We start from the raw sequence: 14,837 nt of genomic DNA, 5'->3' as shown, positions 1-14,837 counted from the left end.
GGTGATCCCACCAAAATTGAAACCGCAGGTCACATGGGGTGTCGTCAGATGGGCGTAGCGGAGTGTCATCGTGACGCTGCGGCGTGCGCACGACCGGGTTGCCACCGGAGCACCCGATGTTCAACCGCCAACAGGGCGATGTTGAACGCGTACCCGAGGATGCCGAGCAGCACGATGTAGGCCCACATGCCGGCCATGTCGTAGTCCCGGCCCGCCGCGACGAGCTGGTTGCCCAGCCCGTGCGTGGACGCGACCAGCTCCGAGACCACCATCAGGATCAGCGCGATCGAGATGGACAGGCGCAGTCCGGCGAAGATCTTCGGCAGCGCGGCGGGCAGCACCACACCGCCCATCCACTGCGGGCCGGACAGGCGGAACGCGCGCGCCGTGTCGACCTTGGTGGCGTCCACCGAGCGGGCGCCGTCGATCGAGTTCAGCAGCACCGGCCACACCGCGCCGAACACGATCGCGCCGAGCTGCATCGGCGCGCCAAGGCCCAGCGTCACCAGGAAGAACGGCACCATCAGCGGCGGCGGGATCGCCCGGCCGAAGTCCAGCAGCACGCGCAGGTAGCGCATCGCCACAGTCGAGCGGCCGAGCAGCAGGCCGAGCCCGATGCCGATCACCGCGGCGATCGCCCAGCCGAGCAGCGTGCGCCCGACACTCGGCAGCAGGTGGTCGTACACGGTGTCGGTGAGGAACAGTCGCGACGCCGGCCCGGACAGCCACAGGTCGACCATCCTGGGGCCGATCTGCGACGGCGGCGGGAAGAACGGGCTCGCCGACAGCCGGGTCACGACCTCCCAGATCAGCACGATCAGCACGAACAGCGCCCACCGCTGCACGAACCCGGTGATGCCCCTCATCGTGCCCCCGCTCCCGTCTCGGCCCCGGTCGCCTGCCACGCGAACATCCGCCGGTGCAGCCGCTCGAAGCCGGCGTTGAGCAGGTAGCCGATCAGGCCGGCGACCAGCGTGGCGGCCAGCACAAGATCCATCCGGAACCCGTTGCGCGCGTCCAGCACGTACTGCCCGAGGCCCTTCGCGCCGCCGCCGTACAACTCGGTGGTCATCACCACGGCCAGCGCGATCGTGGCGGACAGCCGGATCCCGGTCAGCGCGAACGGCGCGGCACTCGGCAGCGAGACGGTGGACATGATCCGCGAGCGCCGCATGCCGAAGGCCCGCGCGGTGTCGGTGAGCAGCGGGTCGACCTCGTCCAGCGCGTACATCGTGTTGAACAGGATCGGCCACACCGCGCCGTACACGGCCAGCGAGATCTTGGTGTCCGAGCCGGCGCCGATCAGCAGCACGAACAGCGGGATCAGCGCGGCGGACGGGATCGGCCGCAGGAACTCGATGATCACCATCGTGGCGCGGCGCACCGCGGGCATACTGCCGAGCACCAGGCCGGCCGGGATCGCGATGGCCGCCGCGATGACAACCGCGATCAGCGTGGCCAGCACCGTGGCAACGGCCGCGCGCAGGAAGGACTCCTCGCCGAGCATCCGCACCAGTGCCGGAAGCACGGTCGACGGCGGCGGGACGTAGTAACTGGGAACCAGATCGGTCCGGCTGGCCACTTCCCACACGAGAAAGAAGCCAGCCAGACCGATCAGGCTCTGCAACCGAGCCAGCACAGGGATCAGATCACGTCTTGGGCAGCATCTGGTTGACGTCGAGAGTGCCGGTGATGACCCCGAACTCGGACATCAGGTTCGCCACCCGCTGGATCCGCGCCGCCTGCAGCGAGGTCGGGTAGATCGACAGCGTCACCAGCGGCGCGGTCTGCTGGTCGACCTTGGCGTACTTGACGAACATCGGCTCCATCTTGGTGCGGTCGGTGGCCTCGGTCTGCGCCTTGACCATGGCGCGGTTGAACGCCGCGATGGTCTTGGGGCTGGTCGAGCCGAGCTTGCCCTCGCCGGCCAGCGCCACGTAGCCGGACATCGGCATCTCGGCGGTCGCGCCGGTCGCGCCGTCGACCACGGGCACCGCGCCGATCCTCTTCTGCGCGAGGGTGACCCACGGCTCGACCAGGACGGCCCCGTCCACGTCGCCGCGCTCCATGGCCGGGATCATCTCCGGGAAGCCCATCTCCACCCACTGGATCTTGCCGTAGTCCACGCCCAGCGTCTTGAACACCGACTTCGGCGCGAGATCACTGAACGTGTTCTTCGCGGTGATGGCGATCTTGCGGCCTGGCGCGTCCTGCGGCTTCTTCATCGGGGAATTCGGCGGGGCGACGACCACGATGTGGCCGGTCTTCGCGGTGAGCCCGTCGGCCACGATGGTGAACTTCGCGGCGTTCTTGCTCTGCGCCAGCATCGGCGCGGGGTAGGAGGCGAACGCGACGTCGACCGAGCCGTTGATCAGGCTGTCGATGGCCTCCTTGCCGCTCTTGGCCTCGACCGGCTCGACCTCGAGCCCCTCGGCCTTGAAGTACCCCTTCTCGATCGCGTAGTAGAACGGTGCGACGTCGACCACGGGCAGCATCGCCGCCTTGATCTTGGTCTTCTCCACCTGACCGGACGACGAATTGCCGTCGTCGGTGTCGTCACCGAGGAGACCGCAGCTGGTGAGGGCAGCGACCAGTGTGAGCGCGATCACGACGATCGCTGGTCTGGTTCGGCGAACCGGCCGGCGCGAGCGCGCCGGGTCCGTTGGGTGCAATTGCCTCTCCTTGCGAGTGCGGCGGCGCGCGCTGGGGCGCACGTCAGCCTGGCTGTCCCCGATTCCGGCGAACTCTATGAGCACGGCGCGGGCGTGACAATGCGGCTGACGGAGCAGTTTCGGTGTGGCAGTTGCCACAACCCCCGGAGATCCCCCTCGACGCGACGGACTGTGCGTGCCTCACAATTACGCATACGACGCGTGTGGCTGCCGGTCATCCAGCCGGAAAACCCTCCCCGGTAGGGTGACAGCTCGGCTCATCGTTCGCTACCTTCTGTGGCCACAGTGGAATGTGGGTGGGGTAGGCGAGCCGCCGATGTGGTGAGAGAGGTGTCCGATGTCCGGGAGATGGGTCTCGGTCGCGTGCGACGGCCCAACCGGCATCGACGTCAACACCGCTCACAGTGTCGGCAGGTCGGGCGAATCACCGTCGTGGTGTTCCGCCCGCCGAGCCGGACTCCGCGCGACGGGCAGCTGACTCGAACCAGGGAGAGTGCTTGGAGTGCCCGACCACAACGCTGGGGTCGAAGGTAGCTCGGTAGGCGAGCGGGGCGCGATACCGACCGAGAAGGTCGGCACCGCGCGTGTCGTCGACGACCGGGGTATGTCGGCTCGCGCCGGCTCGCGCTGGCGTATGCGCAACTGGCGGCTGCGCACCAAGCTGATCGCGGTTCTCGTGGTGCCGACGGTCGCCGTTCTCGTCCTGGGCGGCCTCCAGGTCAAGGCCGACCTCGACCGCGCTGAGCGGTTCCGGCAAACGGTCGCGCAGGTCGACCTGGCCCGCAAGTTGACCAACGTCGTGCACGAACTGCAGACCGAGCGCTCGCTCATGTCCGGCTGGGTGGCCGGCAACAAGGCCGCGCCGCGCACGGAGATCGACCACCAGACCGCACGCGTGGACAAGGCCGTCGACGAGGCGCGCGGCGCCGCGGCCAACCTGGACGCCGACGAGGACTCCAAGCAGCGGTACAACCGCGGTCTGCAGCGCCTGTCCGCGCTGCCCGCGATCCGCGCCACCGCGGAAGGCTCGTCCTACCCCGACGTGTCGGTGTACGCGACCTACTCCCAGATCCTCGACGCGCTGGTGCAGCTCGGCCGCGAGGTGAACACCGCGGTCACCGACCGGGAACTGCTCCGCCAGGGCACGCTCGTGCAGGCGCTCAGCGAGCAGAAGGAGTTCTTCTCCCGCGAGAACGCGATGCTGATGATCGCGGCGACGCGCGGCGTGTTCCCCGGCGACCTGCTCACCCAGACCCGTGCGGCCGAGGCGAGTGCGGAGGCCACCCGCCTCGCGTTCGCCGCGAGTGCCTCCCCGGAGCAGCAGCGGCTCTACGCCGACACCGTGAGCGGTGTCGAGGTGGACAACCGCGCGCGCCTGAAGGCCACCGCGTTCGCGCGCGCCGAGGCCGCCGCGCCCAACACGCCGGGCTCCCCGCTGGCGCTGGCCCCCGAGGCGGTCAAGACCGACGGCACCGCGACCGTCGAGCGGCTGCGCAAGGTGGAGACCGGCCTGCTGGACTCGCTGCGCCGAGCCGCCGACGGCCTGGCCAGCGACGCCACCCTCTCGGCGTGGCGCAACGCCGGCATCGTGGCCGGCGTGCTGATCGTCGCGCTGATCCTGATGATCATCGTGACCCGCTCGCTGCTGCGCCCGCTGCGCACCCTGCGCCGCAACGCGCTGGACGTGGCCAACCGCCGCCTGCCCGAGACGGTGCGCCGGATCCTGGACGACCCGGACCCGATGGAGGCGTCCAAGAACGCGATCGAGCCGGTGCCGGTGTTCACCCGCGAGGAGACCGGCGAGGTCGCGCGGTCCTTCGACGTGGTGCACGAACAGGCCGTGCGCATGGCCGCCGAGCAGGCGCTGCTGCGCGAGAACGTGAACTCGATCTTCGTCAACCTGTCCCGGCGCAGCCAGGCGCTGGTCGAGCGCCAGCTCAACCTGATCGACCGCATGGAGCAGGACGAGCAGGACCCCGACCAGCTGGCCAGCCTGTTCGAGCTGGACCACCTGGCCACCCGGATGCGCCGCAACTCCGAGTCGCTGCTGGTGCTCTCCGGCTCCGGCCTGTCCCGCCAGTTGACCAAGCCGGTGCCGGCCGCCGACGTGGTCGGCGCCGCGGTGTCCGAGGTCGAGCAGTACGCCCGCGTCGATGTGGTCAGCGCGCCGGACGTGGCGGTCATGGGCCGCGCGGTCAACGACCTGGTGCACCTGATCGCGGAGCTGCTGGACAACGCGACCTCGTTCTCCGACCCGGACAAGAAGGTCACCGTCCGGATGGCGGCCACCAAGTCCAGGGAACTCGCCATCCAGATCACCGACCGCGGTGTGGGCATGTCCGACGAGGACATCGCCGGGGCCAACGCGCGCCTCGCCGACCCGCCGGACCTGGACGTGTCGGTGACCAGGCGGATGGGCCTGTACGTGGTCGCGCGGCTGGCCAAGCGGCACGACATCAAGGTGCGGCTGCGCGACAACGAGGACATCGAGGGCGGCCTGGTCGCCAGGATCACCGTCCCCGCCGTGCTGGTGCAGGCGACCGGCGCGCCCACCACGACATTCCCGCCAGGGCCGCCCACCAGCGGCGGACCGCCGTCACGGGCCAGCGGCATCGCCGGCGCGTTCACCGGCAACATGCCCAAGCTGGGCGCGGACGGCACCCCGGTCGACGACGCGGCCAACCGGTGGCCGGACTACCCGCCACCCGAGGTGGTCGGCTACCCGCCGGCCGACGCGGAGCCCACGCAGGTGGTCGGCCACGGCGCCAACGGTGTCGCCGGTGGCTGGGGCGAGGAGAAGGCCACCAACGACGCGACGGCCGACGGGCCCGCCTCGCTGTTCGGCGAGCCGCTTCCCGAGCGGCAGCCGGGCCAGCACCTCAGCGACGCGTTCGGCCCGCGCACCGGCGGCGCGGAAGAGGCGCCGGCGGGCCACGAGCCCGTCCAGGCGCCGCAGCACGACTCCGCCGCGACCAATGGCAGCGAGTTGGAGCACAGGTCGGCAGCGCAGCAGGAGGTAGACCTGAACGTGGATGCGCCGACCGAGCGGCTGCCCATCTACGAAGCGGTGTTGTCCCAGTGGTTCGAGCACACCTCCGACCCGAAGGAGGCACTGTCCCCGGCGATGTCGGATCTCACACCGACCGGGCGGGACGAGCCCGAGCCGCCGGCGGAGTCGGACGCGGCCGCCGAGGAGCGGCGCGCGGCCGAGGCCGCGGCGGCGTGGCAGTCGCCCGGCGATGACGGATGGCAGGCCGCCCAGGCGTTGCTGACGCCGGACCCCGAGGTCGAGAAGACCACGGCCGGCCTGCCGAAACGCGTGCCCAAAGCTCACCTGGTGCCCGGTTCGGCGGCGCCGAGGCAGGAGACCGCCCAGCAGACCGAGGAGCGTCCACAGCTGCCGCCACGTACCGCCGACGCGGTGCGCGGACGGATGTCCAGCTTCCAACAAGGGGTCCGGCGTGGCCGGCACGCACTTGTTGAGTCCTACCCTGGTGACCAATCCGGCTCAGCCGAGGGCCGTCAAGACGAGGAGCAGGAGTGACGACCGCGTCAGCCAATCAGCCCGGCAGTTTCGGGTGGCTCATCACCGATTTCGTCCGACGGGTGCCTGGTGTCGCCCACGCCGTGGTGGTTTCCGCCGACGGATTACTGCTCGCCGGTTCCCACGGCCTGCCCCGCGACCGCGCCGAGCAGCTCTCGGCCGTGGCCTCCGGTCTGGTCAGCCTGACCCAGGGCGCCGCACGCTGCTTCGAGGCGGGCGGAGTGAACCAGACCGTGGTCGAGATGGACCGCGGCTACCTCTTCCTGATGTCGATCTCGGACGGCTCGTGCCTGTCGGTACTGGCCGCGCCGAACTGCGACATCGGGCTGATCGCATACGAGATGACCTTGCTGGTCGAGCGGGTTGGCCAGCAGATGACTCCGGAGCTGCGCGCGCAATTGCAGGGAGCGCAGCGACGGTAGGGCACCGACGTGTTGGACGACAGGGCAGCGCAAGCTGGCAGATTGGCCGAAGCGGAGGCTGGAGAGATGCCGGAGCGAGGTTGGGAGGACCTGCCCGAGCACGGCCTTGGAGATCCGCCGAACAGATTCGATCTGGACGGATTCAGGGCCCGACTGTTCGGGGGGCCGAGCGCTGGCCTGTACGGGGACTCGGGGGTCCCGCGTCAGTCCGACTGGGACAGTAACCAGTTTCCCGCGGTGACCGACTCGATGGCGCACCCCGAGCCGGTGCACCAGCTCGGCGTGCCGGAGCCGGAGCCGGTGAACGAGGCCGAGGAGACGGGCCTGCGAGTTCGCCCCTACACGAAGACCGGTGGTCGGACGCGTTCCGACTACGACCTGGCGATCGAGGCGCTGGTCTCCACCAGCGAGCAAGGTCGTTCACCAGACGCCGCCGTGTCGCCGGAGCACCGCTCGATCTGTGGGCTGTGCCTCGACACCCGCTCGGTGGCTGAAGTCGCTGCGCACCTCAGGCTTCCACTCGGGGTCGCGCGGGTGTTGATCGGTGACATGGCCGGCATGGGCCTGGTCCTGATCCACCAGAGCGGCATGGTCGTCGGCGACCGGCCGTCGATCGAATTCATGGAAAGGGTGCTCAGTGGGCTCCGCAGGCTCTAGCGCGGCAGGAACGCGCGGAATGGCGCCGCAGCCGACGACCTCGGCGAAGATCGTGGTCGCCGGCGGCTTCGGCGTCGGCAAGACGACGCTCGTGGGTTCGGTGTCGGAGATCGTGCCGCTGACCACCGAGGCCGTGATGACCGAGGCCAGTGTCGAGCACGACGACCTGAGCGCCACGCCGAACAAGACCACCACCACGGTGGCCATGGACTTCGGCCGGGTGTCGCTGGACTCCGACCTGATCCTCTACCTGTTCGGCACGCCGGGGCAGCACCGGTTCTGGTTCATGTGGGACGACCTGGTGCGCGGTGCGATCGGTGCGGTGGTGCTCGTGGACACCCGCCGGCTCGCCGACGCGTTCGCCTCGATCGACTTCTTCGAGGACCGGCAGCTGCCCTACATCGTCGCCATAAACTGCTTCGATAGGGTGCTCCATCACCGGGTGGACGACGTGCGCGACGCGTTGACCATCGAACAGACCGTTCCGGTGGTCACCGTGGACGCCCGCGATCGCGCGTCCACCAAGGAGTGCTTGATCACCTTGGTGGAGCACGCGATGAGGCAACGCATGTCGGCTCGCGCGGGTTAACACAGAGAACCCACAACCACATCGGCGGCCCAGGTGGTCGCCGATCACATTTGCGAGCGAGCCATCACATCCATGAGTGAGAGCGCGTCCGACACTCCCGCGAGATCGCGTGGCGGCAACCTGCTGGTGATCGTCTTCGCCGGCCTGACCATTCTGTTGGGCGCGCTCGCCGTGCTGTCGCCGGTGAAGGTCGACGACCCGGTGGTCACCTGGCCGAAGGCCGGCGAGCAGCCCGTGTCCACCGTGGTGCCGCTGTCGCCGTACCGGCCGCTCCAGTTCGACGCCACCGTGCCGTGCGAGACAGTGCGTGCCGCCGAGCGCCTCGGCGGCAACGCGCTGAGCACCTCCGTGGTGGGCGACCAGGGCATGCTGGTGCAGTCCAAGCAGGGCAAGATCACGATCACCGCGTCGGGGTCGACGCTGATCACCGAGGCCGTCCCGGCCGGATCGTGCGCCTACCGGGTGCTGGCCGACGGCAACGGCGTGCGCGTGCTGCGCGACCAGACCATGATCGCCGAGCGCAAGGGCATGTGGCCGCCGCAGGTCGCCGAGCTGACCAGCCAGGCCGACAAGCTGCCCGAGGCGCGCGGCCTGCGGGTGGAGCTGCACACCGACGCGCGCTACCAGTCCAGCCCGAGCGTGCTCAAGATCGTGCTGCTGGTGCTGCACGCGCTGTGCCTGATCGTCACGCTGGTGCTCGCCTGGCGGCGCTGGGGCGACAAGGCCAAGTTCGCGATCAGCAGGCCTCGACTGTCCATTCCGGACGGTGTGGTGCTGCTCGTGTCCGGGGCGTGGGTGTTCCTCGGCCCGATGCAGATGGACGACTCGTGGTACCTGCGGATGGCGCAGAACGCGTCCGAGTCCGGGTTCATGGGCAACGCCGTCTACATGTTCAACATCACGGAGAACCCGTTCGTCCTCTCGCAGTACCTGATGCAGTGGTGGGGCGAGCTGGGCGGCTGGTCGCTGTGGTGGATCAGGCTCGTTCCGGTCCTGTGTGGACTGATCACCTGGGTGCTGCTGCGGGTCGCGCTGGCCAGCATGCTCGGCCGGGCGGCGCGGCTGCGGTTCGTGCCGTGGGCGCTGCTGGCCGCGCACCTGCTGTGGTTCCTGCCCTACGGCGTGACGCTGCGGCCCGAGCCGGTGATCGTGGCCTGCGGCGCGGCCGTGCTGTTGTTCGCCGAGATCGCGCGGGCGCGTGAGTCGATCGCGGCACTCGCTCTGGCCACCGTGTTCGCCACGCTCGCGATCGCCGTGTCGCCGTCCGGCATCGCCGCCGCCGCGCCGCTGGTGATGGCGCTGCCGTGGCTGATCCGCTGGCTGCGCGCGCAGACCTGGTCCGGCCGGGTGGCCGCGATCCTGCTGGCCGGCGCGGCGATGTCGATCATGGTGCCGATCGGGTTCACCGACGCCAGCCTCGGCGACGTGCTGGACGCGACCACCGCGCACCAGTGGTACTACATCGCGCACCCGTGGTTCGAGGAGATCGTCCACTTCAACACGCTGCTGGACACCTCGGGCTGGGGACGGCGGCTGCCCGTGCTGCTGACCGTCGCCGTGGTGCTCGTGGTGGCGATCGGCAGCGGCCGCGCCAACATGGGCAACGATCCGCTGCGCCGGCTCACCCTGGCCGCCGCGATCACCACCGCGATCGCGTTCGTGCTGATCGCGCTGAGCCCGACCAAGTGGGTCAACCACTTCCAGGTCATGCAGCCGGTGGCCACGCTGTTGCTGGCCGCCGCGCTGGTGCGCTCGCCGCTGCCGCGCAAGGTGGGGCTGGTCGCGCGGGCCGCGGCGCTGCTGCTGACCGTGGGCGCGGTGGCGTTGTCCTACGCCGGCCAGAACCGGTGGCACCCGTTCACCGACGCCGGCCAGCGGTTCGGCAACCACCTGGACGTGGACTCGACGGTCAACGACCTGGAGCCGCACTTCGGTCCGCTGTACCTGCGCAGTCCGCTGCCGTGGCTGGCGATCGTGCTGGCCGCGTGGCTGTGGACACGCTGGCGCCGCAACCGGGGCAAACTGTCCCGAGTGGACGGTGAGCGCGCGGTGCTGCTGGCCGCCGTGGCCGGCTCGGTTGTGCTGCTGTTCGGCCTGTTCGCCTACGCGCCGATGCGCCAGAGTCCCGGGTGGACGGTCGCGAAGTCGGGCGTGGAGACGCTGTTCGGCAACGGCTGCGGGCTCGCCAGCGGCGTGAAAGTCCTTGTGCCGTCGGGGAATTCGCTCGGTGCGCCGATCGGGCAGCCGACCCGTGCCGGCGACTTCACCGCGTCCGGCCGCTCGCCGATGCGCGCCGGCTCGTGGGAGGACACCAAGCAGACCTGGCACGACGATCTGCCGGACGGTTCGTCGACCGGCACCGGCACGCTGACCACCGCGTGGTATCCGCTGCCGGCCACCGGTGGCACGCACGTGACGGTGCCACTGGCCGGTCAGCTCAACGGTCAGCGCCTGGAGATGCAGTTCGGCGCCGGCGATCCACGCAATCCGTCCATTGTGGACACCGTGAAGCTGAGGCCGGACGACCGGCTGCCGATCGACGTGTGGCAGCAGGTGCAGGCGGAGATTCCCGCGCAGCGGCCGGCTTTCGTGCGGGTGTCCGTGGCCGATGTGGTGACCGGCAGGGGAACCTGGATCGCCGCCGAGGAGCCGAGGCTGACCGAGTACCGTCCGGTGAACGACCTGGCCAAGCAGGGGACGGTGTTCGCCGACCAGATCTCCGGCGCGCTGTGGCCGTGTGTGAACCCGGCGCTGATCCGCGACGGGCTGACCGACACGCCGGGTGTGTTCCTGGCCGCCGACGAGATCATCGATCCGCGCATCCTGAACAACCCGACGCACGTCGACTGGGGCGGCGCGTGGTTGCAGACATCGCGGACGTGGGTGCGCAGCAAGGTCACCTCGATCCTGGATCCCGAAGGGCCGCAGCGGCTGCCGTGGGGGCAGGTTTTCGTGCTCCGCTACCCGTACCACGTGAACAAGTTCGACCTGCGCGTGGACACGGTGGACCGTGGTGGCCTGTACCGGGGGCCCTCGCTCGCGGACAACACCTACCCCGACATCTCCCGCAACCCCGGGATCAAGCCGGACGACATCCGCAAGCAACGCGAACGCGAAGCCGCCGCCGGAGGCGACAAGTAGAGCGGAATCTGGCTAGCCAAACCGTCCAGATTTGGATAGCGAACACGTCCAGATTTGGATAACCCGCTGGTCACGGGCCTCTGTACTGAAGGACCTCGGCAGCCGCGGCCAGCCGACGATCTACCTCACGTAGCGACTCACGTCGTGTCCGAGTACCGGGTATGCGGACGAGAATGCGCCAGACGAGATCTTCCAGCGCTATTCGTCCGAAACGCTCGCTCACCGGGTCGGCCTCCCTGGGATCTCGCCAGCCAGCCACGGCACGAACTCCGAGACGGGACCGTTCGGCACAGTGTGCTTGTTCCCGTTCTCAATCCAGTACAGCGACGCGTCGCTCGATCCGTAGATGAACAGTTGGGCCGCTGGCCGTTCCCACGTTTCACGGCGAGTGCCCCAGACCTCCAGCCTCGCCACGTGTCGCAGCGGACGTTCCTCCCACGTCCACTGCTGATCAGCGAGCGGGGCCAGTTCCGGAAACCGGCGGATCACTTCTTCGTGACTGATCTCGGCCATGCCGAGCGCACCTTCCTTGGGTGAGCGAGTCCGACGTAACGGGTTGTGCCCGTGTTATGACCCTGAGAATCGGCAGGTGCTCGCCGTCATCGAAACGTCGCCCGACGGCCTTCTGCGGTCATCTGTGGTCTTCTGTGCTCGGGGTGTCGCACTGTGTCGCGACGTGGTCGTACCTTGAGAGCGTGGAGCTCGACGATCTTCCGCCGACACGGCTTGCCCAGATACTCCGCGTTCGACGCTGGACCCTGCGGGAATTCCGCGATCGACTCAGCAGAGAAACAGGCTGGACCGTCGAGCGACGCCAGGCCGAGCGCTGGGTCAGCGGCAGGGTGCGCACCCGCCCACACCCGGACGCGTGCGCGGCGTTGGAACGCTTGTTCAACGAACCCGTGGAGCGTCTACTCGGTCCACCAAACGGCACGGCCGTTCTGCCCACACCGCCTCGGCCTGCCGGCGGCGGTACGCGGGATACCTGGGCCAGCAGGGTCCTCGCCATCTGCGCCGACCGAGCGCGCGACTTTCTATTCCAAGCGGAGGCAACAAACGTGGGACCGGAGACCATTGACCAGCTTGAGAGCGACGTGCGGGGTCTCGTCCGCAGTTACCAGCAGCGGCCGCTGGAAACGCTTCTGCCCAAGCTGGCGTCCACGCAGGAGGAGCTGATCAACCTCATCAGCGAAGGGCGACAGCGACCGGACCACGCCCGCGATCTCTACCTTCTGGCGGGGGTCGCATCCGGTCTCCTCGCGAAAGCATCCCACGATGTCGGGTCGCCCGATCATGCTCTCACCCAGGCACGCGCGGCGTATATCAGTGCCGAACGAGCTGGGCACAGCGGCCTGATCGCCTGGACCCGTGGACTCCAAGCTCTGATCACGTACTGGGCGGGCGACTACGCCAAGTCGGCGCACTTCGCGGAGCAAGGATTCGAGCACGCCGAACACAGTCAGGGAACCGTTGCCGTGTGGCTGGCCTGCAGTGAGGCCCGCACACATGCCGCGCTCAACCATTGGGACAAGGTGCATGAGGCCATCGCCAAAGCGAACGACGCCCGTGACCGCGTGGAACTGGATGATCTCGACGCTCTTGGTGGGCTTTGCACGTTCTCGCGCCCACGGCAGCTCTATTACATAGCCGACTCGCTCGCGTGGGGCGGTTCTGAACAGGCGGCGGACACGGAGCGATACGCCCTTGAGGCCATCGACGCCTACAACAACGCCGACCCCGATGACCGGGCATTCGGCGACGAAGCTGGAACAAGGTGCGATTTGGCTCTCGCCCGCGTCGCGAACCGCGATATCGAGGGTGGCCGCGAGGCCATGACCGACGTACTCGAACTGCCACCTCCGATGCGAATCAGCGGAATTGTGCACTCGGTACAGAATGTACGGACGGCGCTCGCCAGCATCGATGACTCGGCGGTTGACGACTTCCGGGCCGAGTTGGAGGACTTTTCCGCGCAGCGTCTGGCGGTTCCGTCATGAGCTATCCACTGGAGCTGCGCGGCGCGGTGGTTCGGCTCCGCGAGTTTCGCGAATCGGATCTCGACGCTTCGATGGCGATCGTCGGCGACGAACGGGTGACGGTATGGATGGCATTCGACACCCTCATTCGCGATGAGCAGAGGAAACGCCTCGCCGCCGCGATTGAGCGAGCCAAGGCCGAACCACGCACCGAGTACTACCTCGCCGTCACGACTCTCGATGACGACACCTTGATCGGCGTCATCCGCCTGGCCATCGGCATCCATCGCAACGCGAAGATCGGCTACATGATCGCGGCCGACCATTGGGGCCACGGTTACGGCACCGACGCGGCACGAACCCTGATCACCTTCGGATTCCGTGAGCTGGGCCTGCACAGAATCACGGGCGCTGCCGGACCTGACAACGCGGCTTCCATCGCTACCCTGAAACGGCTCGGATTCACCGAAGAGGGGCTGTTGCGGGAGCACGTGCACACCAATGGGGAATGGCGCGACTCGGTGTTGTATTCAGTCCTCGAACAGGAATGGAAATAGCGCTCGCAAAGCCCTCTTCCGGCCGGATTCAGCGGGCTAATTCCGGGACGTCAGGCGTCGCGGGTTTCCGAGCCGATCCAGGCGAGGTATTGAGGGCTGCCGCCGGTGATCGGGGTGGCGATCACCTCGGGCACGTCGTACGGGTGATGCGCCTTGACGTACTCGGTCAGCTCGTCCAGCCGCAGCGTGCTGGTCTTGATCACGCACTGCCACTCGGTGTCGGTCTGGATCGCGCCGTCCCAGCGGTAGACGCTGGTCACCGGTCCGACGATCTGCACGCACGCGGCGAGCCGCGCCTGGACGAGCCCGGCAACGAGATCACGTGCCGCCTGCTCGCTGTCGATCGTGGTGATCACCTGGACGCAGGACTCGATCACGGTGCCTCCTCCTGGGCCTCCTCGGCCTCGTAGGGCAGCTTCACCACCAGGCATGGTCCGCCGACGAACACGCCGCCGTCCACCCCGAGCGCCTTGCCGCCCGCGTACCGCAACGGTCCGTCGATCTGTGCCGGCATCAACCCGAGCTGATCGGCGATCACGCTGTGCCCGTGCACCACCATCTCGCCGCCGAGTGTGCGCATCAGATCGTCGGCGACCTCCTCGCCGCGCGGCCCACGGAAGGCGTAGCGCGTGGTCATCCGGCGCCACACCTCCCACCACTGCTCGAGATCGTCGGAGTGCAGCACCTCGCGCACCGAGGAGTTGATCTCCTCGATGGTGGTGCCCCATTCGAGGTACTCGAGCGTGTCCGAGTGCATCAGCAGGTGATCTTCGACGACCGCGAGCAGCGGGCGGGACAGCAGCCAGTCGATGTGCTCGGGGGTCAGCGCGTCCTGGTCGCTCTCCTGCCCGCCGTTGATCTCCCAGCTGCGGGCGAAGCTGCGCGGGCCGAAGTCCGACGGCACCTCGGTGTCACCGAACCGGTGCATGCCGAGCAGCAGCACCTCGTGGTTGCCGAGCAGGGTGTCGACCGATCCGTCGGCCTCGGCGGCCTCCTCGGCCAGTCGCATCACGAGGTCGATCACGCCGACGCCGTCCGGCCCCCGGTCCACGAAGTCGCCGAGGAACCACATGTGCGCGTCGCCGCCGCTCCACTTCTCGTCGGCGTCCAGCAAGCCGGCATCGACGAGCGCCGCGACCAGTTCGTCGCGGTGTCCGTGGATGTCGCCGACCACGTACGTCGACGGTGCTCGCTCCACTATCGAAGATCCCTCCCTCCAGCTCACTGTAGGCCCCGGTGAACACGGCTGACCATCGGGCGCACCAACGTTGACGAAGGT

General features: G+C 68.7%; 13 protein-coding genes. 7 read left to right on the top strand and 6 right to left on the bottom strand.

Features of this window, described 5'->3' with window-relative positions:
- Positions 1-65: 65 nt before the first annotated feature.
- The 3 genes from EV193_RS11425 to EV193_RS11415 are packed head-to-tail and all read right to left on the bottom strand — an operon-like array spanning position 66 to position 2,609.
- Positions 66-866 carry an ABC transporter permease gene (locus tag EV193_RS11425; RefSeq protein ID WP_130344013.1) on the bottom strand — a complete coding sequence of 267 codons (801 nt, stop codon included), beginning with the start codon at positions 864-866 and terminating at the stop codon, positions 66-68.
- The gene (locus tag EV193_RS11420) at positions 863-1,639 is read right to left on the bottom strand and encodes an ABC transporter permease (RefSeq protein WP_242613301.1); all 777 of its coding nucleotides are present in this window, start codon (positions 1,637-1,639) and stop codon (positions 863-865) included. The genes EV193_RS11425 and EV193_RS11420 overlap by 4 nt, the downstream gene beginning before the upstream one ends.
- Positions 1,640-1,649: 10 nt before the next feature.
- A complete protein-coding gene (locus tag EV193_RS11415; RefSeq protein ID WP_130344012.1) occupies positions 1,650-2,609 on the bottom strand; it encodes an ABC transporter substrate-binding protein in 960 nt (319 codons plus the stop codon).
- Positions 2,610-3,174: 565 nt separating this feature from the next.
- Here EV193_RS11415 and EV193_RS11410 point away from each other — a divergent pair.
- The 5 genes from EV193_RS11410 (at position 3,175) to EV193_RS11390 (ending at position 11,025) form a co-directional block, all read left to right on the top strand.
- Positions 3,175-6,216, top strand: coding sequence for a sensor histidine kinase (locus EV193_RS11410; RefSeq protein ID WP_242613300.1), 3,042 nt, complete (start codon positions 3,175-3,177; stop codon positions 6,214-6,216).
- The gene (locus EV193_RS11405) at positions 6,213-6,638 is read left to right on the top strand and encodes a roadblock/LC7 domain-containing protein (RefSeq protein ID WP_130344011.1); all 426 of its coding nucleotides are present in this window, start codon (positions 6,213-6,215) and stop codon (positions 6,636-6,638) included. The genes EV193_RS11410 and EV193_RS11405 overlap by 4 nt, the downstream gene beginning before the upstream one ends.
- 237 nt (positions 6,639-6,875) lie before the next feature.
- Positions 6,876-7,295, top strand: a complete 420-nt coding sequence (locus tag EV193_RS11400) for a DUF742 domain-containing protein (protein ID WP_242613299.1) — start codon at positions 6,876-6,878, stop codon at positions 7,293-7,295.
- A gap of 19 nt (positions 7,296-7,314) precedes the next feature.
- A complete protein-coding gene (locus EV193_RS11395; protein WP_130344010.1) occupies positions 7,315-7,884 on the top strand; it encodes a GTP-binding protein in 570 nt (189 codons plus the stop codon).
- A gap of 72 nt (positions 7,885-7,956) precedes the next feature.
- A complete protein-coding gene (locus tag EV193_RS11390; protein ID WP_130344009.1) occupies positions 7,957-11,025 on the top strand; it encodes an arabinosyltransferase domain-containing protein in 3,069 nt (1,022 codons plus the stop codon).
- A 219-nt stretch (positions 11,026-11,244) separates the two neighbouring features.
- Here the strand turns inward: EV193_RS11390 and EV193_RS11385 are convergent, their stop codons facing one another.
- Positions 11,245-11,538 (bottom strand): hypothetical protein, encoded by a 294-nt coding sequence (locus tag EV193_RS11385; RefSeq protein ID WP_130344008.1) that lies wholly within the window; start codon positions 11,536-11,538, stop codon positions 11,245-11,247.
- 182 nt (positions 11,539-11,720) lie between these two features.
- Here EV193_RS11385 and EV193_RS11380 point away from each other — a divergent pair, with 182 nt between their 5' ends.
- Entirely contained in the window at positions 11,721-13,022 is a 1,302-nt protein-coding gene (locus EV193_RS11380; RefSeq protein WP_207222590.1) for an NsdA family TPR-like regulatory protein, read from the top strand.
- On the top strand, positions 13,019-13,558 hold the full coding sequence (locus EV193_RS11375) for a GNAT family N-acetyltransferase (RefSeq protein ID WP_130344007.1): 540 nt from the start codon (positions 13,019-13,021) through the stop codon (positions 13,556-13,558). Before EV193_RS11380 ends, EV193_RS11375 begins: the two co-directional genes overlap by 4 nt.
- A gap of 50 nt (positions 13,559-13,608) precedes the next feature.
- On the opposite strand, the gene cutA is transcribed toward EV193_RS11375, so the two are convergent.
- Both cutA and EV193_RS11365 read right to left on the bottom strand, forming a co-directional pair.
- Entirely contained in the window at positions 13,609-13,935 is a 327-nt protein-coding gene (gene cutA, locus EV193_RS11370) for a divalent-cation tolerance protein CutA (RefSeq protein ID WP_242613298.1), read from the bottom strand.
- Positions 13,932-14,756 (bottom strand): metallophosphoesterase family protein, encoded by an 825-nt coding sequence (locus EV193_RS11365; protein WP_242613297.1) that lies wholly within the window; start codon positions 14,754-14,756, stop codon positions 13,932-13,934. The genes cutA and EV193_RS11365 overlap by 4 nt, the downstream gene beginning before the upstream one ends.
- Between the last annotated feature and the right edge of the window lie 81 nt (positions 14,757-14,837).

Source organism: Herbihabitans rhizosphaerae (assembly GCF_004216555.1).
Taxonomy (GTDB): Bacteria; Actinomycetota; Actinomycetes; order Mycobacteriales; family Pseudonocardiaceae; genus Herbihabitans; species Herbihabitans rhizosphaerae.
The sequence above is the reverse complement of the archived record's forward strand: the minus strand, read 5'-3'. Positions and strand labels throughout refer to the sequence as shown.

What these genes read in the sequence shown, in the direction of transcription:
- EV193_RS11375 (WP_130344007.1), top strand. Translation starts at nt 13,019, where the DNA reads ATGAGCTATCCACTGGAGCTGCGCGGCGCGGTGGTTCGGCTCCGCGAG.
- EV193_RS11390 (WP_130344009.1), top strand. Translation starts at nt 7,957, where the DNA reads ATGAGTGAGAGCGCGTCCGACACTCCCGCGAGATCGCGTGGCGGCAAC.
- EV193_RS11385 (WP_130344008.1), bottom strand. Translation starts at nt 11,538, where the DNA reads ATGGCCGAGATCAGTCACGAAGAAGTGATCCGCCGGTTTCCGGAACTG.
- EV193_RS11425 (WP_130344013.1), bottom strand. Translation starts at nt 866, where the DNA reads ATGAGGGGCATCACCGGGTTCGTGCAGCGGTGGGCGCTGTTCGTGCTG.
- EV193_RS11395 (WP_130344010.1), top strand. Translation starts at nt 7,315, where the DNA reads ATGGCGCCGCAGCCGACGACCTCGGCGAAGATCGTGGTCGCCGGCGGC.